Here is a 25,199-nt window from a genome sequence, read left to right on the forward strand (position 1 = left end):
GGACGAGACGAGCGAGCCGGCGGAAGACAAGCGGAAGGGGAGGGCGCAGGAGATGAGTCCCGGCGCACCTGCTCATAACGCTTCGGTGCACAACTACGGACGCGGTGCCGCGAACGAAGCGGCGCCGAGGCACCATGGAGCGATGCGCGACGACGAGACCGTGGGGTCGCCCGTGCCCGCCGGGCAGGGGGAGATCGGTGCCCTCGTTCACCGTGCCGTCGAGGGGGACGAGCAGGCCACGCACGACCTCCTCGCGCGCGTGCACCCCCTCGCCCTGCGCTATTGCCGTACGCGACTGAACCGGCTTCCCGGTGACGCCCGCCACTTCGTGGAGGACCTCGCCCAGGAGGTCTGCGTGGCCGTCCTCATGGCGCTGCCGCGCTACAAGGACACCGGCCGGCCCTTCGAGGCCTTCGTCTTCGCCATCGCGGGTCACAAGGTCGCCGACCTCCAGCGGGCCGCCATGCGGCATCCGGGGTCGACGGCGGTGCCCTCCGACGAGATGCCCGAGCGCCCCGACGACTCGCTCGGCCCCGAGGAGCGGGCGCTGCTCAGCGACGACGCCGAATGGGCCAAGAGGCTGCTCGCCAACCTGCCGGAGAACCAGCGCGAGCTGCTCGTGCTGCGGGTGGCCGTCGGGCTGACCGCCGAGGAGACCGGGCAGATGCTCGGCATGTCCCCGGGGGCCGTCCGGGTGGCGCAGCACCGCGCGCTGAGCCGACTGCGGGCGCTGGCCGAGCAGTAAGGGTTGTGAGGGCCTCCTGTCCCTCACGTACACGTACGATCGTCCAAAGCTTCCCGCTGATCTTGCTCGTGGAATGAGACACGGTCGCGGCCCGTTAGCATGGACATCCGCACCGATCAAGGCCATTGGGGAAGGTGTCATGACCAACGTCGACGGAGTGCCCGAGAAGTTCGCGACACTCGGGCTGACCTACGACGATGTGCTGTTGCTGCCGGGTGCCTCCGAGGTGCTCCCGAACGCGGTCGACACCTCGTCCCGCATCTCCCGGAACGTCCGGGTCAACATCCCGCTGCTCTCGGCGGCGATGGACAAGGTCACCGAGTCCCGGATGGCGATCGCGATGGCCCGTCTGGGCGGCGTCGGCGTCCTGCACCGGAACCTCTCCATCGAGGACCAGGTGAACCAGGTCGACCTCGTCAAGCGTTCCGAGTCCGGCATGGTGACCGACCCGATCACGGTCCACCCGGACGCCACGCTCGGCGAGGCGGACGCCCTGTGCGCCAAGTTCCGCATCAGCGGTGTCCCCGTCACCGACCCGGCCGGCAAGCTGCTCGGCATCGTGACCAACCGCGACATGGCCTTCGAGACCGACCGCAGCCGTCAGGTCCGCGAGGTCATGACGCCGATGCCGCTGGTCACCGGCAAGGTCGGCATCTCCGGTGTGGACGCCATGGAGCTGCTGCGCCGCCACAAGATCGAGAAGCTGCCCCTGGTCGACGACAAGGGCGTGCTCAAGGGCCTGATCACGGTCAAGGACTTCGTCAAGGCGGAGAAGTACCCGAACGCCGCCAAGGACGCCGAGGGCCGGCTGCTCGTCGGTGCCGCCGTCGGCGCCAGCCCGGAGTCCCTGGAGCGCGCCCAGGCGCTCGCCGCGGCCGGCGTGGACTTCCTGGTCGTCGACACCTCCCACGGCCACAACAGCAACGCCCTGAGCTGGATGGCGAAGATCAAGTCGAGCGTGAACGTGGACGTGATCGGCGGCAACGTCGCCACGCGTGACGGCGCCCAGGCGATGATCGACGCCGGCGTCGACGGCATCAAGGTGGGCGTGGGCCCGGGCTCGATCTGCACCACCCGGGTGGTCGCCGGTATCGGTGTCCCGCAGGTCACCGCCATCTACGAGGCCTCCCTCGCCGCCCGCGCCGCCGGCATCCCGCTGATCGGCGACGGCGGCCTGCAGTACTCCGGCGACATCGGCAAGGCGCTGGCCGCCGGCGCCGACACCGTGATGCTCGGCAGCCTCCTCGCCGGCTGTGAGGAGTCGCCCGGCGAGCTGCTCTTCATCAACGGCAAGCAGTTCAAGTCGTACCGCGGCATGGGCTCGCTCGGCGCCATGCAGTCCCGTGGCCAGGGCCGGTCCTACTCGAAGGACCGCTACTTCCAGGCCGACGTCGCCTCCGACGACAAGCTCGTGCCCGAGGGCGTCGAGGGCCAGGTGCCCTACCGCGGCCCGCTGGCCAACGTGCTGCACCAGCTGGTCGGCGGTCTGCGCCAGACCATGGGCTACGTGGGCGCCGCCACCATCGAGGAGATGGAGTCCAAGGGCCGCTTCGTCCGGATCACGGCCGCGGGCCTCAAGGAGAGCCACCCGCACGACATCCAGATGACGGTCGAGGCGCCGAACTACAGCAGGACGAAGTAGCGGCGACCGGTCCACCGGCGTGGAGGGGGTGGTTCCGGCATGTGGCCGGAACCACCCCTTCGGCATGTGTCGGGGATACTGGTAGGCGCAGACACAGAGGGAAAGGCCACACAACGTGACTGAGATCGAGATCGGGCGCGGCAAGCGCGGCCGCAGGGCGTACGCGTTCGACGACATCGCCGTCGTACCGAGCCGGCGCACCCGGGACCCGAAGGAGGTCTCGATCGCCTGGCAGATCGACGCCTACCGCTTCGAGCTGCCCTTCCTGGCCGCCCCCATGGACTCGGTCGTCTCGCCGCAGACCGCCATCCGCATCGGCGAGCTCGGCGGCCTGGGCGTGCTGAACCTCGAAGGCCTGTGGACCCGCTACGAGGACCCGCAGCCGCTGCTCGACGAGATCGCGGAGCTCGACGAGGCCACCGCGACCCGCCGTCTGCAGGAGCTCTACGCCGCGCCGATCAAGGAGGAGCTGATCGGGCAGCGCATCAAGGAGGTGCGCGACTCGGGTGTGGTCACCGCCGCCGCGCTCTCCCCGCAGCGCACCGCGCAGTTCTCCAAGGCCGTGGTCGACGCCGGCGTGGACATCTTCGTCATCCGCGGCACGACCGTCTCCGCCGAGCACGTCTCCGGCGCCGCCGAGCCGCTGAACCTGAAGCAGTTCATCTACGAGCTCGACGTCCCGGTCATCGTCGGCGGCTGCGCCACCTACACGGCGGCCCTGCACCTCATGCGCACCGGCGCCGCGGGCGTCCTGGTCGGTTTCGGCGGCGGCGCCGCCCACACCACCCGTAACGTGCTCGGCATCCAGGTCCCGATGGCCACCGCCGTCGCCGACGTGGCCGCCGCCCGCCGCGACTACATGGACGAGTCCGGCGGCCGTTACGTCCACGTCATCGCCGACGGCGGCGTGGGCTGGTCCGGCGACCTCCCGAAGGCCATCGCCTGCGGCGCCGACGCGGTCATGATGGGCTCCCCGCTGGCCCGCGCCACGGACGCCCCCGGCAAGGGGCACCACTGGGGCATGGAGGCCGTCCACGAGGACGTGCCGCGCGGCAAGCTCGTCGACCTGGGCATCGTCGGCACCACCGAGGAGATCCTCACCGGTCCGTCGCACACCCCGGACGGCTCGATGAACTTCTTCGGTGCCCTGCGCCGCGCGATGGCCACCACGGGCTACAGCGAGCTCAAGGAGTTCCAGCGCGTCGAGGTCACGGTCGCGGACGCGCAGCACAAGCGCTGACCTTCCCCGTACCCGAGAAGGGCCCCGCACCGGTCGGTGCGGGGCCCTTCTCCGTCCGGGCGTCGTCTCGTACGCGTCCTTCCCGTACGGGTCTTCCCGGGCGCGTACGGATCAGGCCGAGGCCTTCTTCGAGCCGCTGAACGCGGCGAACGCCGCGAGTGCGAAGAACAGGAAGCTCAGCGGGTCCAGTTCCTCCTTCCACGCCTGCGTCAGGACGTCGAAGTGGTCGAAGAAGATCGTGGTGGCGGAGACGTGCAGCTCCTTGCCGCCGATGATCGCGAGGGCGATCAGCTGACCGAAGTAGACGGCGCCGAGCGAGAGCACGGCGCTGACCACCGGCAGGGCCGGGTTGTTGCCGCCGGCCTTGCCGGCCGCGAAGCCGACGAGGAAGCCCACGCCGACGGCCGCCCAGCCGATCTCCCGCTCGATGCCGCCGGCGATGGCGCCGTAGACGCCGCCCGCGACGAGCGCGGCGACGAGGGCCGCCACCAGGCCGAGCCCCACGTTGGAGCGGGCGGGCGGCGCGGGCGGCAGCGGCGCGTACGGCACCTGACCGGGCGCGGCACCCTGCGCGAACGGGTTGCCGGGCGGCGGAACGGACTGGCTCATGAAACGGAATCCCCCCTGGGACGGTGCCGCACGAGTGTGCGATCAAGCGCCCGGAGGCTAGCAGCTCGCTGTGACAGCGCCCAGGGGTTTTCCTCCGGAAGGCTTCTTCAGAGCCGGTGCGCCGCGCCCGCCGGGGTCGCGCCGCGGGTGTCGAGGAGCAGCTGGGCCTTCACCGCGAGGCCCTGGAGGTCGTAGGTGCGGTGGTGCTGGAGGAGGAGGGTCAGGTCGGCGTGGGCGGTGGCCTCGTGGAGGGAGTCGGCGCGGGGGACGGGCAGGTCGCGGACGCGCCAGTCGAGGACGTACGGGTCGTGGTAGCTGACGGCGGCACCGAGGTCCATGAGGCGGCGGGCGATCTCGTCGGCGGGTGAGCCCCGGCGGTCGGCGAGATCGGGCTTGTACGTGACGCCGAGCAGCAGGATCCGGGCGCCCCGGGCGGACTTGCCGTGCTCGTTGAGGAGCGTGGCGCAGCGCTGGACGACGTACTGCGGCATGCGTTCGTTGACCTGGCCGGCGAGTTCGACCAGGCGCAGCGGGCGGTGGCCGCCGATGGTGTCGACGGGTACGCCGTGGCCGCCGACGCCGGGGCCGGGGCGGAAGGCCTGGAAGCCGAAGGGCTTGGTCTCGGCGCAGCGGATGACGTCCCAGAGGTCGACGCCGAGTTCGTGGCAGAGCACCGCCATCTCGTTGACGAGGGCGATGTTGACGTGCCGGAAGTTGGTCTCCAGGAGCTTGACGGTCTCGGCCTCGCGCGGGCCGCGGGCGCGGACCACCTTGTCGGTGAGCCGGCCGTAGAAGGCGGCGGCGGACTCGGTGCAGGCGGGGGTCAGGCCGCCGATCACCTTGGGCGTGCCGGCGAGGGCGTGGGCGCCCTGGGCGCCGTGGCCACGGCTGCCGGGGTCGAGCCGGCCGGGGGAGTAGGCGAGGTGGAAGTCGCGTCCGGCGCGCAGCCCCGAACCCGCTTCCAGCAGGTCGCGCAGCGGGCCCTCGGTGGTGCCGGGCGGCACCGGGGACTCCAGGACGACGGTGGTGTGGGGGCGCAGCCGGGCCGCGAGGGCGCGGGCGGCGTCGGTGACGGCGGTGAGGTCGAGCCCGCCGTCGGGGCCGGGCGGGGTGGGGGCGCAGATGACGGCGGTGCGCACCCGGCCCAGTTCGGCCGGGTTGCCGGCGGGCGAGAAGCCGCTGGCGAGCATCCGGCGGATCTCGGCGGCGCTGAGGGAGCCGTCGACGGGGGGACGTCCGGCGGCGAGTTCGGCGAGGGGGCGGGGATCGGTGTCGTAGCCGACGGTGGTGATGCCGGCCGCGGTGGCCGCCTGGGCGAGGGGGAGTCCGTGGTGGCCGAGGCCGATGACGGCGAGATCAGCGGGCATGGGGGGTGGGCCGTCCTTCCCAGTAGCCGGAGGGGACGCGGTGCGCAAGCCCGGTGGACCGAAGGGGGCGAACGCAATGTCAGACTAGGCGTAAATATGACCGATATGCGGCATTGTGCGGCCGAAGGTCGCCGAGTGTTATCCACAGGGTGGGGTCGAGGCGGTGGCTGAAGTCGGAGGCCCGGGACAGAATCGACTGTGAGCCGGACCACACGGGGCCCGGTTCGCGTGCTGGACAGACGGGGGACGACGGGAGGCAACAACCGTGAGGACAGCGACACTGGGACCCGCCGAGCGTGCCGAGGCGCTCGCGACCATGGCCGAGCGAGAACTGGACGTCTTGGTCGTCGGCGCCGGGGTGGTGGGCGCGGGCACCGCCCTCGACGCCGTCACCCGAGGCCTCTCCACCGGCCTCGTCGAGGCCCGCGACTGGGCGTCCGGCACCTCCAGCCGGTCGAGCAAGCTGATCCACGGAGGCCTTCGCTATCTGGAGATGCTCGACTTCGCCCTCGTCCGCGAGGCACTCAAGGAGCGCGGCCTCCTCCTCGAACGCCTCGCCCCCCACCTCGTCAAACCCGTTCCGTTCCTCTACCCCTTGCAGCACAAGGGCTGGGAGCGGCTGTACGCGGGCTCCGGCGTCGCCCTGTACGACGCGATGTCGGTCTCCTCGGGGCACGGCCGCGGCCTCCCGGTCCACCGCCACCTCAGCCGCGGGCGCGCCCTCCGCGTCGCCCCGTGCCTCAGGAAGGACGCCCTCGTCGGCGCCCTGCAGTACTACGACGCCCAGATGGACGACGCCCGCTTCGTCACCACGCTCGTCCGCACCGCCGCTAGTTACGGCGCGAAGGTCGCCAGCCGCGCCCGGGTCGTCGGCTTCCTGCGCGAGGGCGAGCGGGTGGTCGGCGCCCGGGTCCAGGACGTCGAGACCGGCGGCGAGTACGAGATCAGGGCCCATCAGATCGTCAACGCCACCGGGGTGTGGACCGACGACACGCAGGCGCTCATCGGCGAGCGCGGCCAGTTCCACGTCCGCGCCTCCAAGGGTATCCACCTCGTCGTGCCCAAGGACCGCATCCATTCCACCACCGGACTCATCCTGCGCACCGAGAAGTCCGTCCTCTTCGTCATCCCCTGGGGCCGCCACTGGATCATCGGCACCACGGACACCGACTGGGACCTGGACAAGGCCCACCCGGCCGCCTCCAGCGCCGACATCGACTACCTGCTGGAGCATGTCAACAGCGTGCTCGCCACCCCGCTCACGCGCGACGACGTGCAGGGCGTCTACGCGGGCCTGCGGCCCCTGCTCGCCGGCGAGTCGGACGCCACCAGCAAGCTGTCCCGCGAGCACACGGTCGCCCACCCGGTGCCCGGCCTCGTCGTCGTGGCCGGCGGCAAGTACACGACCTACCGGGTGATGGCGCAGGACGCCGTCGACGAGGCCGTCCACGCGCTCGACAAGCGCGTCGCCGCCTGCGTCACCGAGGACACCCCGCTGCTCGGCGCCGAGGGCTACCGGGCGCTGTGGAACGCCCGGGCCGGCATCGCCGCCCGCGCCGGACTCCACGTGGCCCGGGTCGAGCATCTGCTCAACCGGTACGGCTCCCTGACGGAGGAGATCCTCGACCTCGTCGCCGCCGACCCCGCGCTCGCGGCGCCCCTGCCGGCCGCCGAGGACTATCTGAAGGCCGAGATCGTCTACGCCGCCTCGCACGAGGGCGCGCGCCACCTCGACGACGTCCTGACGCGGCGCACCAGGATCTCCATCGAGACCTTCGACCGGGGCACGTTGAGCGCCCGTGAGTGCGCCGAACTCATGGCGCCGGTGCTCGGTTGGGACGCCCGCCAGATCGACAAGGAGGTCGAGCACTACGAGAAGCGGGTCGAGGCGGAGCGCGAATCCCAGCGCCAGCCCGACGATCTGACGGCCGACGCGGCCCGCCTCGGAGCGCCGGACATCGTGCCGATCTGAAAGTGGGGCTTCTCGGACTCCGGACCCGGGGGAGTCAGCGGTCGCGGAGTGAGGGACAATGAGCTCTCTTCCAGGGCGGGTTGCCGCATTGCGCGGGAGCTCCGGACGCGGGCGGGAAAAAGGGATCGCAGAGGGGACGCATGTCGGAGGCGGAGCAGTCGCGGGACACGGGGCAGGCCCCCCGGCGGGACGCCGCCTCGGGCGCCGCCACCGACGGCGACCGGGGCACGGTCCCGGCCGCGCGCACGGCGGAGCGGAACGAGGACACGAAGGCGCGCGCGGGCGGGTCTTCGGGCACGGCGGAGAGCGGACCGGCGGGTGCCGGTGACGCCGCGTCGGCGGGCACGTCCGCGGACGGTGCCACGGACGCGGCGGAGCCGCGGGAGGCGGAGCCGAGCAGAGTGGAGCCGAAGCAGTCGGAGCCGAAGGACGCGGAGCCGAAGGACGCGGAGCCGAGGCCCGGCAAGGTGACGGGCGCGGAGGAGCCGCAGGCCGCGCAGCCGCGGGACGCCGGGCCGAACCTCACCAAGTCGACCGGTGCTGAGCCGCGGGACGCGAAGCCGGTGGATCCGAAGCCGGCGGAGGCGAAGCCTGCCGACGTGAAGCCCGCGGACGTGAAGCCCGCGGAGGGGCTGCCGGGTGAGGGTCGCGCTGCCGACGGGGCGCTTGGGCGGGATCCCCGGGCGGGCGTGGGCCTCGCGAAGAGCGGGCGGAGCGGGTCGACCGACGGAGCCGCGCCGGCCGCCGGGTTCGGGGCGGACGCCACCGGGACCGGCTCGGGGACCGGGCGCGCTGACGCGTCGTCGGCCGAAGGGCGGCTGCTGGCCGGCCGTTACCGGCTCGGCGTGGTGCTCGGCCGCGGCGGCATGGGCACGGTGTGGCGCGCGGTCGACGAGACGCTCGGCCGGACGGTCGCCGTCAAGGAGCTGCGCTTCCCCAACAGCATCGACGAGGACGAGAAGCGACGCCTCATCACCCGGACCCTCCGCGAGGCCAAGGCCATCGCCCGGATCCGCAACAACGGCGCCGTGACCGTCTACGACGTCGTCGACGAGGACGACCGCCCGTGGATCGTCATGGAACTCATCGAGGGCAAGTCCCTCGCCGACGCCGTGCGCGAGGACGGCACCCTCACCCCGCGCCGCGCCGCCGAGGTCGGTCTCGCCATCCTCGACGTGCTGCGCTCCGCCCACCGCGAGGGCATCCTCCACCGCGACGTGAAGCCGTCCAACGTGCTGATCGCCGAGGACGGCCGGGTCGTCCTCACCGACTTCGGCATCGCGCAGGTCGAGGGCGACCCCTCGATCACCTCCACCGGCATGCTCGTCGGCGCGCCCTCGTACATCTCGCCCGAGCGCGCCCGCGGTCACAAGCCCGGTCCGGCCGCCGACCTCTGGTCGCTCGGCGGACTGCTCTACGCGGCGGTCGAGGGCAGCCCGCCCTACGACAAGGGCTCCGCCATCGCCACGCTCACCGCGGTGATGACCGAGCCCGTCGACCCGCCGAAGAACGCGGGCCCGGAGCTGGAGAAGGTCATCTACGGCCTGCTCGCCAAGGACCCGGCCCAGCGGCTCGACGACGCCGGCGCGCGGGTGCTGCTGCGCGCCGTCCTCGACGCGCCGGAGGCGCCGCCGAAGCCCTCGCCCGAGACCACCCGGGTCGTGCCGCTGCCCCCGCTCCCGGAAGGCCCGCCGATCGGCGCCCCCTCGGCGCCCGTCCCGCCCGCGCCGCGGAAGCCGGCCCGGGAGAAGACCGCCGACGGGGCCGCCGAGCGGATGCTGGGCGCCCTGAAGTCGGTGCGCGACGCCGCCGCCGCGGCCAAGGCCGACCCCGCGCGCGGGAACGGCTCCGGGGCTCCGGACCGGCCGGTGTCGAGCAGGGCCTCGCTCACCGACGTCGTTCCGCGCCGCACGCTGGTGATCATCGCCGCGGTCGTGCTCGTCGCGCTGCTCGGCACGATCCTGTACGTCGCCCTCGGCGGCGGCCGGGACGCCGCCGACCAGGGCAAGGGCAAGACGTCCGGCGGCACCACCGCCACGGCCGGCAGCGCGTCCCGCGGGGCCGACGGCCAGAACACCGACAAGTCGCCCGGCGACGCGTCCCAGCAGGGCGGCGGCAAGCCGGCCGCCAACAGCGGAGGCCAGAGCGGCATCACGCCCACCGGAACGCCCGGGGGCGACCAGCCCGGCGGTGGCGGCACCGGCCCGCAGCTGCCCCCCGGCTACGTCATGGTGACGAACGCCCGCTTCCACTTCACCATGGCGATGCCCGCGTCCTTCCGGATGACCGACATAGCCGGTCAGAACTCCGGCGGCATCTTCAACGCCTCCAAGGGGGCGTTCCCCCGCGTCCAGGTCGACTTCAACGACAGCCCGAAGGACGACGCGGCCGCCGCCTGGCGCGCCGCCCTGGCCGCCGTCGCCGCGACCAGCAACGGCTATCGGCACATCGGCATCCACCCGGTCGCCTACAAGGGCTACCCGACCGTCGCCGACTGGGAGTTCGAACGCACCCAGAACGGCCAGCGCATCCGGATACTCAACCGGGGCTTCAAGGTCGACGCCGACCACGGCTACTCGATCATGGTGAGCTGCCGTGCCGACGCCTGGGACGCCGCGGAGTGCAAGACGCTGCGGGAGACCGCGTTCGCCACGTTCAGCCCCAAGGACTGACAGGCGGCACGTATCGTGAGAGGCCCCGTCCGCGAGGGCGGGGCACGGGGGACGTAGGGCGCGTGGGGAGGCGTCGTGGACGACTACGCGGGAAGAGTGCTGGCGGACCGCTACCGCCTGCCCCTGCCGTCGGCGGACGCGGACGACCTCGTCGAGACGCGCGCCTTCGACACGTACAGCGGCCAGGAAGTGCGCATCCGTCAGGTGCCGCTGCCGGAGGTCGTCGACGCCGAACTCGTCGACGACGAGCCGTACGCGGGTCCCGGCCGCGCCACGCGCAGCCCGGCCGACCCGGCCGTCCGCCGCGCCGTCGAGGCGGCCCAGGCCGCCGCCCGCATCCCCGACCACCCGCGCCTCGACCAGGTCTTCGACGTGTTCGCGGAGGCCGGTTCGCTGTGGATAGTGAGCGAGTTCGTCGCGGCCACACGGCTGTCGGAGCTCCTCGCGGAGGGGCCGCTGACCCCGTACCGCGCCGCCGAGATCGGTGCCGACCTCCTCACCGCCCTGCGCGCCCTGCACGCGCACGGCTGGACCCACCGCAACGTCACCGCCCGCACGGTCCTGGTCTGCGACGACGGCCGTGTCGTCCTCACCGGCCTCGCCGCCGGCGCCGCCGAGGAGGCCCTCTGCGGCTACGCCCCCGTGCCGGTCGAGGAGGACCCACCGCCGTACGCACCGTACGACGAGCAGCGGGAGGCGTACGGGGAGGTCGGGTCGTACGGGAACTCCGAGGCGTACGGGAACTCCGAGGCGTACGGGAACTCCGAGGCGTACGGGGAGCCCGAGGCGTATGGGAACTCCGAGGCGTACGGGGAGCCCGAGGCGTACGCGGAGGCGGGGACGTACGGGGAGCCCGAGTCGTACGGGGACGGGGAGTCCGGTACGTACCGCGAGCTCGGTGAGCCGTACGCGGCCCACGGGCACGACGGGCAGGAGGCCCTCGGCGCCGCCGGGTTCGGCGCGCACGTCCACGAGCTGGAGCCCGCCGAGTCGGTCGAGTCGGTCGAGTCCGTCGAGTCCGTCGAGCAGTACGAGTACGAGTACGAGGACGAGGACGAGGCGTACGGCCACGTGCCCGCCGCGCGCGAGCCCGCGCGCCTCGAACCCGTGGACGGCGGCCGAGCCGGCTGGACCGCCCGGGACGACGAGCCGGAAGCCCCCGAGGGCCCGGAGTCCGCTGCCCCCGACGGGCCGCTCCGCGCCGGCTACGGCCCCGACGGCGGCACCCCCTACGGCCCCGGACGCGGCACCGACCGGGCGGAGTCGCCCGCCTCGCCCACGCCCGACGAGACCAGGACGCCCGCCGCGCCCGCCGTGCCGCCCGCCGCGGACGTACGGGCGGCGCGGGCCGGGGCCATCGCCGCCTATCGGGCGGGAGCGCGGGCCGCGGCGCGGATCGGGGAGACCGGCGCCCTTCCGGTCCAGCGCCCCACCCCGTCGACCCCGCCCGAGGGGCCGCCAGAGGTCCCGCCCGCGGATCCGCCCGCCGGTCCTCCGGCGGCCCGGTCCGCGACCTCCGCGACGTCCGCGCCGCAGTGGTGGTCCCGGGTGGGCGACGACGAGGACGACGTCGACGACGAGGACGAGGACGAGACGGGCGGCACCTACGGCACGCCGCCGCCGCGCGCCTACCTCTCCGGCAGCTGGAGCGACGGCCCGCACACCGCGCGCGACGGCGGGCGTTCCGTCCCGGCCGGCGGCGGGGGCCAGGGTCCCGTGCTGCCCGCGCTCCCCGCCGGGTACACCGCGGCCACCCCCGAGCCGGCGCTCGTGCCCGCCGCCGCGTCCCGTCCGCCGGGCGGCCCCGGCGACGCGTACCGGGGCCCGGCGACCCGGCTCGCCGCCGAGCGGGCCCGTCAGACCCGGATGGCCGTCGTCGGCGCGGTCACCGAGCGCTGGGCGCCCGAGCAGGCGGGCCCGGTGCACGAGCACTGGCGTCTCGCCCCGCCCATCGGCCCCGCGACGGACCTGTGGGCGCTCGGCGCGCTGCTCTACCGGGCCGTCCAGGGCCACGCCCCGTACCCCGAGGACAGCGCTGCCGAGCTGGTCCAGCTGGTCTGCGCGGAGCCGCCCGCCTTCGCCGAGGAGTGCGGACCGCTGCGGCCGGTGGTGGAGTCGCTGCTGCGTCAGGACCCCACCGAGCGCCCCGACATGGAGGAGCTGAGCGGCTGGCTGCGCTCGCTGGTGCGTTCGGCGCCCGAGCCGGAGGCCGGGATCGGCGTCATACCGCTGCCGTCCTCGGACGCCACCAAGCTGCCCATCGTGCGCCGCCGCGGCGAGCTGGTGCGCCGCCGGCGCGGCGGTGCGGCGGGCGGCCGGCACCGGCAGGGCAGGGGCGGGCGCTCCTCGCGCGCGACGGCGTACGCGCCCCTCGCGGGGCAGCACGCCGAGGCGCCGCCTTTCGACGCGCCCGTGCACGAGGAGATCCCGCAGCGCGCCTCGCGGGCCCCCCGCGCACCGGGGCGCCCCTCGGGCTCCCCGCGCGCCCTGGGCCGCACGCTGCTGCTCCTGGTCCTGCTGCTGCTCGGCGCGGTGGTGGCGTACGCCGTCTGGTTCATGCCCGGTCGGGGTGAGGAAGGCGGCGGTACGGCGACACCGCCGGCGAAGTCCGGCTCCCCGGCGCAGAATCCGCCGCGGAGTACGGCTCCGCCCGCGACCGGCGGCCCGTCCCCCTCGCCCACACCCCCGCGGACCGGCACCACGCCGCCCGCCACCGACCCCTCCGCGCCCGCGCTCGCCGCCGGCTACGTGCTGCGCAAGGACCCCGAGGGCTTCCAGGTCGGCGTGCCGCGCGACTGGCGGCGCAGCCCCATCAACGACGCCGGGCAAGTTCGCTGGACGGGCGGCGACTTCACGCTCATCGTGGTGCCCGGTCGGGACACGGTGCAGGCGAACGGCGCGGACCCGATGGCGTACCAGCGGACGAGGGAGCGGGAGCTCCAGCCCTGGCGGGACTCCTCCTGGTCCAGCGCCTCGGGCCTGCGGCGGATCGACGTGGGCCGACAGGCCATGGCGGTCGGTCAGTTCACCTGGCAGGACAGCACCGGGCGCGAGGTGTTCGTGCGGAATATGGCGCTGATCGAGGGCGGCCGCTATCACATCGTCCAGGTCATCGGCCCGGAGAACGAGCGGGACAAGGTCTCCGAGATCTACGACCAGGCGGTGAAGGCCTACCGGGCCACGCGCTGAGTCCCCGCTGACTCCCCGCTGACCTCCGCGCCGTACCCCCGCACCTACCGGGCGGTACGCCGAACCCCCCTGTCCTGTAAGGGTCCGTGCACCGCCAGTGGCCGAAAACCGCCGCTGGTCACAGACTTGTTCCCAAAGGCGCCCCGAGGTTTCGCGTGCCGCTTCCCCCTCCGTACCCTTGCCTCGGAAGCAAACAGGCGGGGGCACGTGGAACATTCTGAGAGCACCGGCACCGGGCTGCTGCTCGCCGGACGCTACCGGTTGGGCGAGTCCATCGGGCGCGGCGGCATGGGCAAGGTTTGGCGTGCTCACGACGAGGTGCTGCACCGGGTCGTGGCCGTCAAGGAGTTGACGGCGGGCCGGTTCGTGGCGGAGGCCGACCGGCTGGTCCTGCACGCCCGGACGCAGAAGGAGGCGCGCGCGGCGGCCCGGATCACCCACCCGGGTGTGGTCACCGTGCACGACGTCCTGGAGCACGACGACCGGCCGTGGATCGTCATGCAGTACGTGGACGGCCCCTCGCTGGCGGACGCGGCGAAGGAGGCCGGCACGATCGCGCCCCGCGAGGCGGCCCGGATCGGGCTGCACGTGCTCGGCGCCCTGCGCGCGGCGCACGCCGCCGGGGTGCTGCACCGGGACGTGAAGCCCGGAAACGTGCTGCTCGCGCGCGACGGCCGGGTCCTCATCACCGACTTCGGCATCGCCGCGATCGAGGGCGACTCCTCCATCACGCGCACGGGCGAACTCGTCGGCTCCATCGACTACCTGGCACCCGAGCGGGTGCGCGGCGGGGACCCCGGTCCCGCGTCCGACCTGTGGTCGCTGGGAGCCACGCTGTACTCGGCGGTGGAGGGCAGCTCGCCGTTCCGCCGCGGCTCGCCGATCAGCACCATGCAGGCGGTGGTGACCGAGGAGCCGCCGTACCCGGAGAAGGCGGGCGCGCTCGCCCCGGTCATCGTGGCGCTGCTGCGCAAGGACCCGGAGCAGCGGCCGCGGGCCGACGAGGCCGAGCGGATGCTGCTCGACGCCATGGAGGGCCGGGCGCCGCAGGCCGCCCAGGCCTTCGTGCCGACCCAGCGGGTGGGCGCGGAGGAGCTGGCCGCCGCCGCCCCCTCGGTGACGACGCCGTTGCCGGTGCCGCACGACGACGCCGCGGCCGTCCCGGCGGGCACGCCCGCCTCCCCGGCGTCGGCGGAGGCCGCCGCGAACCCCGCCCCGGTTTCCGTGGGCGCCACCGTCCCCGGTCTGCCGGGCGGTACGGGCGGCTCCGGCGGCTCCGGGGGCCGCGGCCGCTGGCGCGCCGCGCTGCTCGCGGCCGTCGTCGCCGGGCTGCTCGCGGGTGGCGCGGTCTTCGCTGCGATGACCCATATGGGGGACAAGGGGAACAAGGGGGGCGACACGCCCGCCACCCAGGAAGCGAGCAAGGACGGCAAGGATCCGGCCAAGGGCGGCGTCCCCGCCGGCTGGATCCGGGTCGAGGACCCGGAGGGCTTCAGCCTGCTGGTCCCCAAGGGCTGGAAGCGCCAGATGGACGGCGACCAGATCGACTACACGCCGGACAACGGACGGCACCGCATCCGCATCAGCATCGACCGGTCGCCCGACTTCGAGAACCCGTACATGCACATGCTCGACCTCGAGAAGATCGTGCGTAAGCGGGCCCAGTACCAGCGGATCCGGCTCACCCAGAACACCTTCCGTGACCAGGTCGACTCCTGCGTCTGGGAGTTCACCTGGATCGAGAAGCAGACCTTCCCGGGACCCCGGCACGCGATCGACCAGGTGTACTACGGCGACGACGGCGTCGAGTACGCGCTGTACATGGCCGCGCCGGAGGAGAGCTGGGAGCGGACCCGGGAGCAGTTCGACATCGTGAAGAAGTACTGGAGGGCGCCTGAAGATGCCGTAAGCCCCTGATCAGGGCTTATGTGCCAGTGATCGCTGGCGCGATGTGGGCGGGTGGTGAAAACGCGTTACTCACGGGTACCCAAAGGGCGGAATGCGCCCTACGCTCGCCCTCATGACGGACTCGCAGGCACTTCCCACCCCGGCCCTGGTCGCCGACGCGGCCCCCCTCCGTACCAACCCCGTCGCCCCCGCGCCTGCCGGGGCGCGCACGGCCGGGGACGTGGTCACGCCCGAGCTGGTCGCCCGGCTCACCCGCGGGGTCGCGGGATCCGGCCGTACCGCCAACCACACCCCGTTCACCGGGGCGAAGCTGGCGGACCTGCCCGAGGCCACCCCCGAGGACGTCGCCGCCGCCTTCACCCGCGCCCGCGCGGCACAGACCGCCTGGGCCGCGACCGCCGTCAAGGCCCGCGCGGCCGTGCTGCTGCGCTTCCACGACCTGGTCCTCCAGCGCCAGGGCGAGGTCCTCGACCTCATCCAGCTGGAGACCGGCAAGGCCCGCCTGCACGCCCACGAGGAGGTGCAGGCGGTCGCCGTCGCCGCGCGCCACTACGGCCGCAAGGCCCCCGCCTATCTGCGCCCCAGGCACCACACCGGCGTCGTGCCGACCCTCACCAAGGTCACCGAGCTGCGCCAGCCGCGCGGGGTCGTCGGCCAGATCGCGCCCTGGAACTACCCCCTGGAGCTGTCGGTCGGCGACGCCCTGCCCGCCTTCGTCTCCGGCAACGCCGTCGTCATGAAGCCGGACACCGAGACCGCCCTGACCGCCCTGTGGGCCCGCGACCTGCTGATCGAGGCCGGACTGCCCGCCGAGGTCTTCCAGATCGTGCTCGGCGAGGGCCCCGTCGTCGGCCCCGAGGTCGTCCGGCACGCCGACTACGTCTCCTTCACCGGCTCGACCCGCACCGGCCGCGAGGTCGCCCAGGGCGCCGCCGCCCGCCTCGTCGGCGTCAGCCTGGAGCTCGGCGGCAAGAACGCCATGCTGGTCCTGAAGGACGCCGACATCGAGAAGGCCGCCGCCGGAGCCGTCCGCGCCTGCTTCTCCTCCGCCGGCCAGCTGTGCATCTCCATCGAGCGGCTGTACGTGCACGAGTCGGTCGCCGACGCCTTCCTCGACCGCTTCGCCGCCCGGACGAAGGCCATGCGGCTCGGCAACTCCCTCGCCTACGGGGCCGACATGGGCTCCCTCGTCGGCGAGCGCCAGCTGGAGACCGTCACCCGGCACGTCGAGGAGGCCGTCGCCAAGGGCGCCAAGCTGGTCGCCGGCGGCCAGGCCCGCCCCGACATCGGCCCGTACTTCTTCGAGCCGACCATCCTCGACGGCGTCGAGTCCCCGATGGCCGTCTGCGCCGAGGAGACCTTCGGACCGGTGGTCTCGATCTACCGCTTCAGGGACGAGGACGAGGTCGTCGAGCTCGCCAACGCCACCCCGTACGGCCTCAACTCCTCCGTCTGGACCACCGACTCCCGCCGCGGCCACGCGGTGGCCGCCCGGCTGCGCACCGGCACCGTCAACATCAACGAGGGCTACGCCCCCGCGTACGGCAGCGTGCAGTCCCCGATGGGCGGCATGAAGGACTCCGGCCTCGGCCGGCGCCACGGCTCCGAGGGCATCCTCAAGTACACCGAGGCCCAGACCGTGGCCCAGCAGCGGCTGATCCCGCTCGCGCCCTCCTTCGGGATGGACGACGAGAGGTACGCGGCCTTCATGAGCACCTCCCTGAAGGTCATGAAGGCCCTGCGGCTGCGCTGACCGACCGCCCCACCCGCCCCTTTCTCGTACGAGGAGAGCCATGACCGCGGTACCCCCTGCCCAGAATCAGGCCGAGGAAGGCTCGGACGACGCCTACGACTACGACGTCGTGGTGGTCGGCTCCGGCTTCGGCGGCTCGGTCACCGCCCTCCGGCTCACCGAGAAGGGCTACCGCGTCGGCGTCCTGGAGGCCGGCCGGCGCTACACCCGCGAGACCCTGCCGAAGAACTCGTGGGACCTGAAGAACTTCCTGTGGGCCCCCGCCCTCGGCCTCTACGGCATCCAGCGCATCCATCTGCTCGGCAACGTGATGGTGCTCGCCGGGGCCGGTGTGGGCGGCGGCTCCCTCAACTACGCCAACACCCTCTACGAGCCGCTCGCGCCGTTCTTCGACGACCCGCAGTGGAAGGACATCACCGACTGGCGCGCCGAGCTCGCGCCCTACTACGACCAGGCCAAGCGGATGCTCGGCGTGCGGCTCAACCCGACGATGACGCCCTCCGACGTGCATCTGAAGGCCACCGCCCAGGCGATGGGGATCGGCGACACCTTCCACATGGCGCCGGTCGGCGTCTTCTTCGGGGACGGGAAGGACGCCGTCACCGGGGAGGGGACCGGCACGGCCAAGGCGCGGCCCGGCGGCGAGGTCGCCGACCCCTACTTCGGCGGCGCGGGCCCCTCCCGCAAGGCCTGCACCGAATGCGGCGAGTGCATGACCGGTTGCCGGCACGGCGCCAAGAACACCCTCAACGAGAACTACCTGTACCTCGCCGAGAAGGCCGGCGCCGTCGTCCACCCCATGACCTCCGTGGTCGCCGTCACCGAGGACTCGCGCGGCGGCTACGCGGTCAGGACGCTGCCGACCGACAACAGGAAGAAGGGGGCGGGCCGGACCTTCACCGCCCGCCGGGTGGTGATCGCGGCCGGCACCTACGGCACCCAGACCCTGCTCCACCGGATGAAGGACACCGGGCTGCTGCCCCACGTCTCCGGCCGGCTCGGCGAGCTGACCCGGACGAACTCCGAGGCGCTCGTCGGCGCGCAGACCACCGACCGCCGCTACCGCAAGCGGCACGGCAAGGACCGGGCCGACTTCACCCAGGGCGTCGCGATCACCTCGTCGATCCACCCGGACGACAACACCCACATCGAGCCGGTCCGCTACGGCAAAGGCTCCAACTCCATGGGCGGCATGACCGTCCTCCAGGTGCCCTACGGCGCGCACCGGGTCCGCAACTGGCTCCTCGAACTGGTCAAGCACCCCGCGCTGGCCGTCCGCTCGCTGTCCAACCGCCGCTGGTCGGAGCGGACCATCATCGGCCTGGTCATGCAGTCCCTCGACAACTCGCTGACCACCTACCGCAAGCCCGGCGGCCTCGGAAAGGGCCTGCTCACCGCCCGCCAGGGGCACGGCGCGCCGAACCCCACCCAGATCGAGGCCGCGACCCGGGCCGCCCGCCTGATGGCCGAGGAGATCAACGGATTCGCCGGCTCCAACATCGGCGAGCTCATGGGCACCCCGCTCACCGCGCACTTCCTGGGCGGCTGCCCCATCGGCGCGGACGCGGCCACGGGCGTCATCGACCCATACCACCGCCTCTACGGTCACCCGGGCATCTCCGTCGTCGACGGCGCGGCGGTCTCCGCGAACCTGGGCGTCAACCCTTCGCTGACCATCACGGCGCAGGCCGAGCGGGCGATGTCCTTCTGGCCCAACAAGGGGGACGAGGACCCGCGCCCCCGTCAGGGCGAGGCGTACGTGCGGCTGGCCCCGGTCGAGCCCAAGTCGCCGGCCGTCCCGGCGGAGGCCTTCGGCGCGCTGAAGCTGCCGTTCCTGGGCATTCCGGCGGTCCCGCCCAAGAAGGCCTGAGGCCGGGCCCGGGGACGGTCGCGAGGCCCGGCAGCTGCTGCCGGCGAGCATGCCTCCGGGCGGACTCCGGAAGCACTCCGGAAGAGCACCGGAAGAACTCCGGAAAAGATGAAAGGGCGCTGCACCCCCCTCCGAGTGCAGCGCCCCTCCAGCTTTTGGGTGGTGCTGCATAGATGACCCGTGACCTGGGGGATTGGTTGTAGCCCTCTCACGAGATCTTTATGTGACGCGCGTCACGTCGGTCGGGGGCCCACAACACAGGGGCCCCGCGTCGCGATTCCGGTCGCGGGCGCGGGGCCCCTGGGGCGGCACCGGCGTCAGGGCTGTGAGCGGTGCCGAGGACGCGGCGCCGGGGGGTGGGGCGCCGCGGTGGGAGGGGGAGGCGGGAAGTGTGGGGGAGCGGGACGGCGGGGTCTCGGATCGTTCGTTCGCCGGTTGCGGTCGGTCCCGGGCGTCCCCGGGACCGACCGCCCTTTCTGGGTGACCGGGCTGCTGTCCCCTGCCGTCCGGTCACGCGCGCTGAGGCGAGGTCCCACGACGTACCGGAGGTACGCCACACGCCCCAGCGAAGCCACGCGTGGTCTCAATCGGGCCCGCCCCTGGCTGGCACGGACACCACGACCAACGAAGCGGCGCGGCGCCCGGTCACGCTCCGTACGGGTGAGGATGCGACCGAACTCGGGTGCGGGACGGCACTCACATGCGCGGGGCGCACGGGGGCCGGTGCCTTCGCGCCCGCGCCCGCGCCTGGGCCTCGCGCCCGCGTCCCGGGCCTCGCGCCCGCGCCGGGGCGACGCGCCCGCCGGGGCCTCGCGCCCGCGCCGGGGCCTCGCGCCCGCGCCGGGGCCTCGCGCCCGCGCCGGGGCGGCGCGCCCGCGCCCGGGTCTGCCCGTCCGTGCTCTCAGATGCGGCCGCGGCACAGCTCCAGCATCGTCATCGCGAGCGCCGTGCCCGGCTTGCCCAGGGCGTCGCGGTAGTGGCCGAGCACCTCCATCTCGCGGGCCAGGTTCACCCGGCGGCCGCCGGAGGAGACGCGGGCCTCCTGGATGACGGCCGAGACGGCCATCCGTTCCTGGATCAGACCGATGATCCGGTCGTCGAGCGCGTCGATGCGCTCGCGGGCGTCGCCGATCAGGGCGGCGGCCTCGTCGGTGCGGGCGCCGGTCTGCTCGGCGGCGGTCCTGGTGGCGGTCCTGGTGCTCATGGGGGCTCCTCGTGGTGGTCGGGGTCTGCCCCGGAGCGACACGGCCCGGGAAACGCAGAGCGCCCCGGGCCTTGTCGGCCCGGGGCGCCTGGGAAGTCGCTTGTCAGTTGCTCAAGCAGCACGACCATGGCATCCGGACCGGCCGGTGCCATAGGTAAAGACGAAGGTCGTGAGCTTGCGCATGGCGTCAGTATGGACCCCGCCCGGCCCCCGGCGACAACCCGGGCCCGGATGGTGAGACGAAAGCCACCCCGGTTCGGATGGTGAGACGAAGCGCAAGGGCGGCGCGCCGGTAGAATCGACAAATAGCCCCCTTCGGGGGAACCGCTCCTACCGCCGGAAGGCCGCCGTAGTGTCCTCAGCGCCCCCCGCTGCCGCGCCCGACGTCACCAACCCGGACGTAGTCCTCGTTGTCGACTTCGGGGCCCAGTACGCCCAGCTCATCGCCCGTCGAGTCCGTGAGGCCCGGGTCTACAGCGAGATCGTCCCGTCCACCATGCCGGTGGCCGAGATGCTGGCCAAGAAGCCGAAGGCGATCATCCTCTCCGGCGGCCCGTCCTCCGTGTACGCGGAGGGCGCCCCGCGCCTGGACCGCGAGATCTTCGAGGCGGGCGTCCCCGTCTTCGGCATGTGCTACGGCTTCCAGCTGATGGCGACCACCCTCGGCGGCACCGTGGACAACACCGGCGCCCGTGAGTACGGCCGTACGCCGCTGCACGTCAGCAAGGCCGGCTCCACGCTCTTCGAGGGCACCCCGGTCGAGCAGTCGGTGTGGATGTCGCACGGCGACGCCTGCTCCGCCGCCCCCGAGGGCTTCGTCGTCACCGCGTCCACGGACGTCGTGCCGGTCGCCGCCTTCGAGAACGACGCGAAGAAGCTGTACGGCGTCCAGTACCACCCCGAGGTGCTGCACTCCACGCACGGCCAGCAGATCCTGGAGCACTTCCTCTACCGCGGCGCCGGCATCGAGCCCACCTGGACGACCGGCAACGTCATCGAGGAGCAGGTCGCGGCCATCCGCGCCCAGGTCGGCACCAAGCGCGCCATCTGCGGCCTGTCCGGCGGCGTCGACTCCGCCGTGGCCGCCGCGCTCGTGCAGAAGGCCATCGGCTCGCAGCTGACCTGTGTCTACGTCGACCACGGTCTGATGCGCAAGGGCGAGACCGAGCAGGTCGAGAAGGACTTCGTGGCCGCCACCGGCGTCCAGCTGAAGGTCGTCGACGCGCAGGAGCGCTTCCTCACCGCCCTCGCCGGCGTCTCCGACCCGGAGACCAAGCGCAAGATCATCGGCCGTGAGTTCATCCGCGTCTTCGAGCAGGCGCAGGCCGAGATCGTCGCCGAGGGCGCCGCCGACGGCGAGGAGGTCGCCTTCCTCGTCCAGGGCACGCTCTACCCGGACATCGTCGAGTCCGGCGGCGGCACCGGCACCGCCAACATCAAGTCCCACCACAACGTGGGCGGTCTCCCCGAGGACCTGGAGTTCGAGCTCGTCGAGCCGCTGCGCCAGCTCTTCAAGGACGAGGTCCGCATGGTCGGCCAGGAGCTCGGCCTGCCCGAGGAGATCGTCCAGCGCCAGCCGTTCCCCGGCCCCGGCCTCGGCATCCGCATCGTCGGCGAGGTCACCAAGGAGCGCCTGGACCTGCTGCGCGAGGCCGACGCCATCGCCCGCGAGGAGCTGACGGCCGCCGGTCTCGACCGCGAGATCTGGCAGTGCCCGGTCGTGCTGCTCGCCGACGTCCGCTCCGTCGGCGTCCAGGGCGACGGCCGCACCTACGGCCACCCGATCGTGCTGCGCCCGGTGTCCTCCGAGGACGCCATGACCGCCGACTGGTCGCGGCTGCCGTACGAGGTCCTCGCCCGGATCTCGACCCGCATCACCAACGAGGTCTCCGACGTCAACCGCGTGGTCCTCGACGTGACCAGCAAGCCGCCGGGCACCATCGAGTGGGAGTGACCCCTCCCCTGAGCGCATGAAGCCGCCGCCCCCGGACCGCATCGGGGGCGGCGGCTCCTTTTCCGTACGGGACCGGCCGCGGCATCCGCCTGCCGCGATCTGCGTACGGGATCTGCGTACGGGATCTGGTGAGTTGACCGGCCGGGCGTTACCTTCCGGCGCATGACCGAGATACCGGCGCCCCTCCCGGCCCCCGTCCCCGTCGAGCAGCTCCACTTCGCGATGCCGCCCGTCCACGCGACGGCCGGCGAGGAGCGCGCCCACCGCAAGCAGCGGCTCGCCGCCGCGCTCCGGGTCTTCGGGCAGCTCGGGTACGAGGAAGGGGTGTCCGGCCACATCACCGCCCGCGACCCCGAGCACCTCGACTGCTACTGGGTGAATCCCTTCGGGGCGCCCTTCGCCGAGCTCACGGCGAGCGACCTGATCCTGGTCAACGGCGACGGCCAGGTCGTCTACGGCGCCCACCACGTCAACCAGGCGGCCTTCACCGTGCACGCCCAGGTGCACCGCGCCCGGCCCGACGTCGTGGCCGTCGCGCACACCCACTCCCCGCACGGGCGGGCGCTCGCCGCCCTCGGCGAACTGCTCGACCCGATCACCCAGGAGGCCTGCGCCTTCTACCAGGACCACGCCCTCTACGACGCCTTCACCGGGGTGACCGTCGACCCCGAGGAGGGCCGCCGGATCGCGATCGCCCTCGGCGGCCTCAAGGGGATCGTGCTGCGCAACCACGGGCTGCTCACGGTCGGTTCCTCGGTCGACGCGGCGGCCTGGTGGTTCATCGCGATGGAACGGTGCGCCCAGGTGCAGCTGACCGCCCGGGCCGCCGGCAAGCCCGTGCTCATCGACCACCGCGACGCCGTCGCCACCCGCGAACAGATCGGCAGCGACCTGGTGGCCTGGATCAACTACCAGCCGCTGTGGCGGCGGATCAGCCGCTCGGAGCCCGAACTGTTGTCGTAGTACGCGCGCTTGGCAGCCCTTACGTCAATGTGATGACTCTTCAATCACTCTTTCGTGAGGGGTGCGGAGCCCTCCGTGCGGGCAATGGGTGCGGCACAATTCCCAGGAATCAACAGCCAGTTGACGACGACGGCACCTGAGGCCGGTCGACCGATCGGGAAGTGGGCGGCGCCGTGGCGGTGCAAGAGGCGAGACAGTGCGGGGCGGACGCGGCGGACGGCGGCTGCCCGCACTGCGGAAGCTCCGGCCACCGGAGGGCGGTCGCCGCCTTCCTCGCCCGACGCGACGAGCTCGCCGCCGGTCACGGGGTGCCCGCCGCCCTCGCGCACTCGCCGGTCGCCTCCCGCCAGTGGGTCTCCGACGAACTCGCCCAGTCCGCCCGCACCGTCGCCGCCCGCGGCCGGGAGGCCGGCGGCGCCCGGCACGGGCGGGTGTACCGCGGCACCCTCGCCGCCGTGTGGGGCGGCGTCCTCGCGCTGCTCCTCGGCCAGGCCCTCACCGCCCTCGGCACCGGCTGGACCGGCAGCCGCACCGCCGCCCTCGGCACCGCCGTGCTGCTCGCCGCCGCCCTGACCGCCGTCGCCCGGCTGCACCGCGACCGGAGCGGGGTCCTCGCCCCGCTGCTCGGCGAGGACAACCGGCTCTCCACCTCCCGTACCGTCGCCGCCGCCTGGCTCCTCCTGGCCGTCTTCGCCGTACTCCTGCTCTCCCTGCGCCTGGCCGGTGGCGCGCCGCACGTGGACCTCGGCCTCCGGCGCGGCGCCGGACTGCTCACCGTCCTCACCCTGCTCGGCCTGACCACGGTCACGGCCCGGCTGATCGTGGCGCTGCGGGTGGCCGCCCGGCGGCTGCAGAAGGTCCGCGCCGACCGCCCCCGACCCGCCGACCTGCTCTGCGACGACGACGGCCGCGCCTCCCTCACCGACGTCCAGTACGTCCTGGTGTCCGCCGCCGTCCTCCTCGTGGCCGCGGTGCGGCTGGGCCGCGCCCCCGACCGGCTGCCCGAGCTGCCCTGGACACTGGTGCTGCTCGTCGCCGTCTCCGTGGCCTGCTACCTCGCCGGCAAATGCGCGGAGGGCGGCCGGCCCAAGATCTTCTCGATCGTCCGGGCCCGCGAGGCGGGCGACCTCGACGCGCCGATCCGCACCGGCGACGACATCGAGATCCGCGGCACGGGCTTCGTCCCGGCGGGGGCGGCGGGCCCCGATCCGCTGACCCGGCTCGTCGTCCGGATCGGCCCGGTCCACGCCCATGTCCCGCTGGTCCCCGTCCCCGGCGGATTCGCCAACCCCACCGACACGGCCCTGACCGTCCCCCTCCCGGCGGACGTGGAACCGGGCCGGGTGGAGGTGTCGGTGGTGACGGCCGCCGGCGTGGAGACCAACCGGGTCGCGATCGACGTCCTCGACTGACCCGCCCGAGCCACCTCGGCCGCCCGCGCCCCTCGCCTCCCACCGGGTATGTGCCCGCGCGGGGAATCCGAGGAGAATCGTTCCCCGTATCAGAGGTAGGGGCGTGGAGAGGCGGCCGGAGATGACGGGACGGACGGACGGAACGACGGGCCGGGGCTCCGGGAGCACCGGTGGTGACGAGGCCCCCGCCGGCGTCGGCGGCCTCGACGGCTGGAAGGCCCTCGCCTCCCGCTACGCCCTGGTGCCGCTGCGGATCTTCCTCGGCATCACCTTCATCTACGCGGGGCTCGACAAGCTCACCGAACCCGGCTTCCTCGCCGACACCGGCTCCGGGTCGATCGGCGAGGTCATGCGGGGCGTCCGGGACACCTCGGCGCTGCCCGCCCTCGTCGACCTGGCCCTCAAGAACCCGGTCGGCTTCGGCTACGCCATCGCCCTCGGCGAGCTGGCCGTCGGCATCGGCACCCTCTTCGGCCTCTTCGCCCGCGTGGCCGCGCTCGGCGGGGCGCTGATCTCGCTGAGCCTGTGGACGACCGTCAGCTGGCAGGTGAACCCGTACTACCTCGGCAACGACCTCGCCTATCTCATGGCCTGGCTCCCGCTGCTGCTGGCCGGTGCGCCCGTGCTGTCGCTGGACGCGCTCCTCGCCGACCGCCGGCGTATCAGATAGGCGACCCACGAGGAGAACGCGGCCAGGCC

16 protein-coding genes are annotated in these 25,199 nt (G+C 73.3%); 13 read left to right on the top strand and 3 right to left on the bottom strand.

Going from position 1 to position 25,199, the window contains the following annotated elements:
* The first annotated feature begins 142 nt into the window (after positions 1-142).
* From ACIGXE_RS26955 to ACIGXE_RS26965, 3 genes are all read left to right on the top strand, one after another.
* Positions 143-745 carry a sigma-70 family RNA polymerase sigma factor gene (locus ACIGXE_RS26955; protein ID WP_128985087.1) on the top strand — a complete coding sequence of 201 codons (603 nt, stop codon included), beginning with the start codon at positions 143-145 and terminating at the stop codon, positions 743-745.
* Between the two features lie 139 nt (positions 746-884).
* Entirely contained in the window at positions 885-2,387 is a 1,503-nt protein-coding gene (gene guaB, locus ACIGXE_RS26960) for an IMP dehydrogenase (protein WP_399751449.1), read from the top strand.
* 115 nt (positions 2,388-2,502) lie between these two features.
* Positions 2,503-3,627 carry a GuaB3 family IMP dehydrogenase-related protein gene (locus tag ACIGXE_RS26965; RefSeq protein WP_376635499.1) on the top strand — a complete coding sequence of 375 codons (1,125 nt, stop codon included), beginning with the start codon at positions 2,503-2,505 and terminating at the stop codon, positions 3,625-3,627.
* A gap of 111 nt (positions 3,628-3,738) precedes the next feature.
* On the opposite strand, the gene ACIGXE_RS26970 is transcribed toward ACIGXE_RS26965, so the two are convergent.
* Together ACIGXE_RS26970 and ACIGXE_RS26975 are read right to left on the bottom strand one after the other, a co-directional pair.
* Positions 3,739-4,236 carry a hypothetical protein gene (locus tag ACIGXE_RS26970; protein ID WP_399751450.1) on the bottom strand — a complete coding sequence of 166 codons (498 nt, stop codon included), beginning with the start codon at positions 4,234-4,236 and terminating at the stop codon, positions 3,739-3,741.
* 107 nt (positions 4,237-4,343) lie between these two features.
* Positions 4,344-5,603, bottom strand: a complete 1,260-nt coding sequence (locus tag ACIGXE_RS26975; protein ID WP_399751451.1) for a nucleotide sugar dehydrogenase — start codon at positions 5,601-5,603, stop codon at positions 4,344-4,346.
* 265 nt (positions 5,604-5,868) lie between these two features.
* Here ACIGXE_RS26975 and ACIGXE_RS26980 point away from each other — a divergent pair, with 265 nt between their 5' ends.
* From ACIGXE_RS26980 to ACIGXE_RS27005, 6 genes are all read left to right on the top strand, one after another.
* Positions 5,869-7,575: a glycerol-3-phosphate dehydrogenase/oxidase gene (locus tag ACIGXE_RS26980; RefSeq protein WP_399751452.1), complete on the top strand. Its 1,707-nt coding sequence runs from the start codon at positions 5,869-5,871 to the stop codon at positions 7,573-7,575.
* Positions 7,576-8,393: 818 nt separating this feature from the next.
* Complete coding sequence (locus ACIGXE_RS26985) at positions 8,394-10,247, top strand: serine/threonine-protein kinase (protein ID WP_399751576.1); 1,854 nt, start codon at positions 8,394-8,396, stop codon at positions 10,245-10,247.
* 75 nt (positions 10,248-10,322) lie between these two features.
* Positions 10,323-13,436, top strand: a complete 3,114-nt coding sequence (locus ACIGXE_RS26990) for a protein kinase (RefSeq protein ID WP_399751453.1) — start codon at positions 10,323-10,325, stop codon at positions 13,434-13,436.
* A gap of 207 nt (positions 13,437-13,643) precedes the next feature.
* Positions 13,644-15,353, top strand: coding sequence for a serine/threonine-protein kinase (locus tag ACIGXE_RS26995; protein WP_399751454.1), 1,710 nt, complete (start codon positions 13,644-13,646; stop codon positions 15,351-15,353).
* A 103-nt stretch (positions 15,354-15,456) separates the two neighbouring features.
* Positions 15,457-17,097, top strand: a complete 1,641-nt coding sequence (locus tag ACIGXE_RS27000) for a succinic semialdehyde dehydrogenase (protein WP_399751455.1) — start codon at positions 15,457-15,459, stop codon at positions 17,095-17,097.
* 40 nt (positions 17,098-17,137) lie between these two features.
* Complete coding sequence (locus tag ACIGXE_RS27005) at positions 17,138-18,967, top strand: GMC oxidoreductase (protein ID WP_399751456.1); 1,830 nt, start codon at positions 17,138-17,140, stop codon at positions 18,965-18,967.
* A gap of 901 nt (positions 18,968-19,868) precedes the next feature.
* Here the strand turns inward: ACIGXE_RS27005 and ACIGXE_RS27010 are convergent.
* Positions 19,869-20,171: a chorismate mutase gene (locus tag ACIGXE_RS27010; protein WP_399751457.1), complete on the bottom strand. Its 303-nt coding sequence runs from the start codon at positions 20,169-20,171 to the stop codon at positions 19,869-19,871.
* Positions 20,172-20,523: 352 nt separating this feature from the next.
* On the opposite strand from ACIGXE_RS27010, the gene guaA reads away from it, so the two are divergent.
* The 4 genes from guaA to ACIGXE_RS27030 all read left to right on the top strand — a co-directional run bounded on the left by guaA (position 20,524) and on the right by ACIGXE_RS27030 (position 25,170).
* A complete protein-coding gene (gene guaA, locus ACIGXE_RS27015) occupies positions 20,524-22,125 on the top strand; it encodes a glutamine-hydrolyzing GMP synthase (RefSeq protein WP_399751458.1) in 1,602 nt (533 codons plus the stop codon).
* A gap of 162 nt (positions 22,126-22,287) precedes the next feature.
* Positions 22,288-23,088: a class II aldolase/adducin family protein gene (locus tag ACIGXE_RS27020; RefSeq protein WP_399751459.1), complete on the top strand. Its 801-nt coding sequence runs from the start codon at positions 22,288-22,290 to the stop codon at positions 23,086-23,088.
* A gap of 173 nt (positions 23,089-23,261) precedes the next feature.
* Complete coding sequence (locus ACIGXE_RS27025) at positions 23,262-24,500, top strand: hypothetical protein (RefSeq protein WP_399751460.1); 1,239 nt, start codon at positions 23,262-23,264, stop codon at positions 24,498-24,500.
* Positions 24,501-24,621: 121 nt separating this feature from the next.
* Entirely contained in the window at positions 24,622-25,170 is a 549-nt protein-coding gene (locus ACIGXE_RS27030) for a DoxX family protein (RefSeq protein WP_399751461.1), read from the top strand.
* The last annotated feature ends 29 nt before the right edge of the window (positions 25,171-25,199 follow it).

This window comes from Streptomyces sp. NPDC053431 (assembly GCF_044544925.1).
GTDB lineage: Bacteria > Actinomycetota > Actinomycetes > Streptomycetales > Streptomycetaceae > Streptomyces.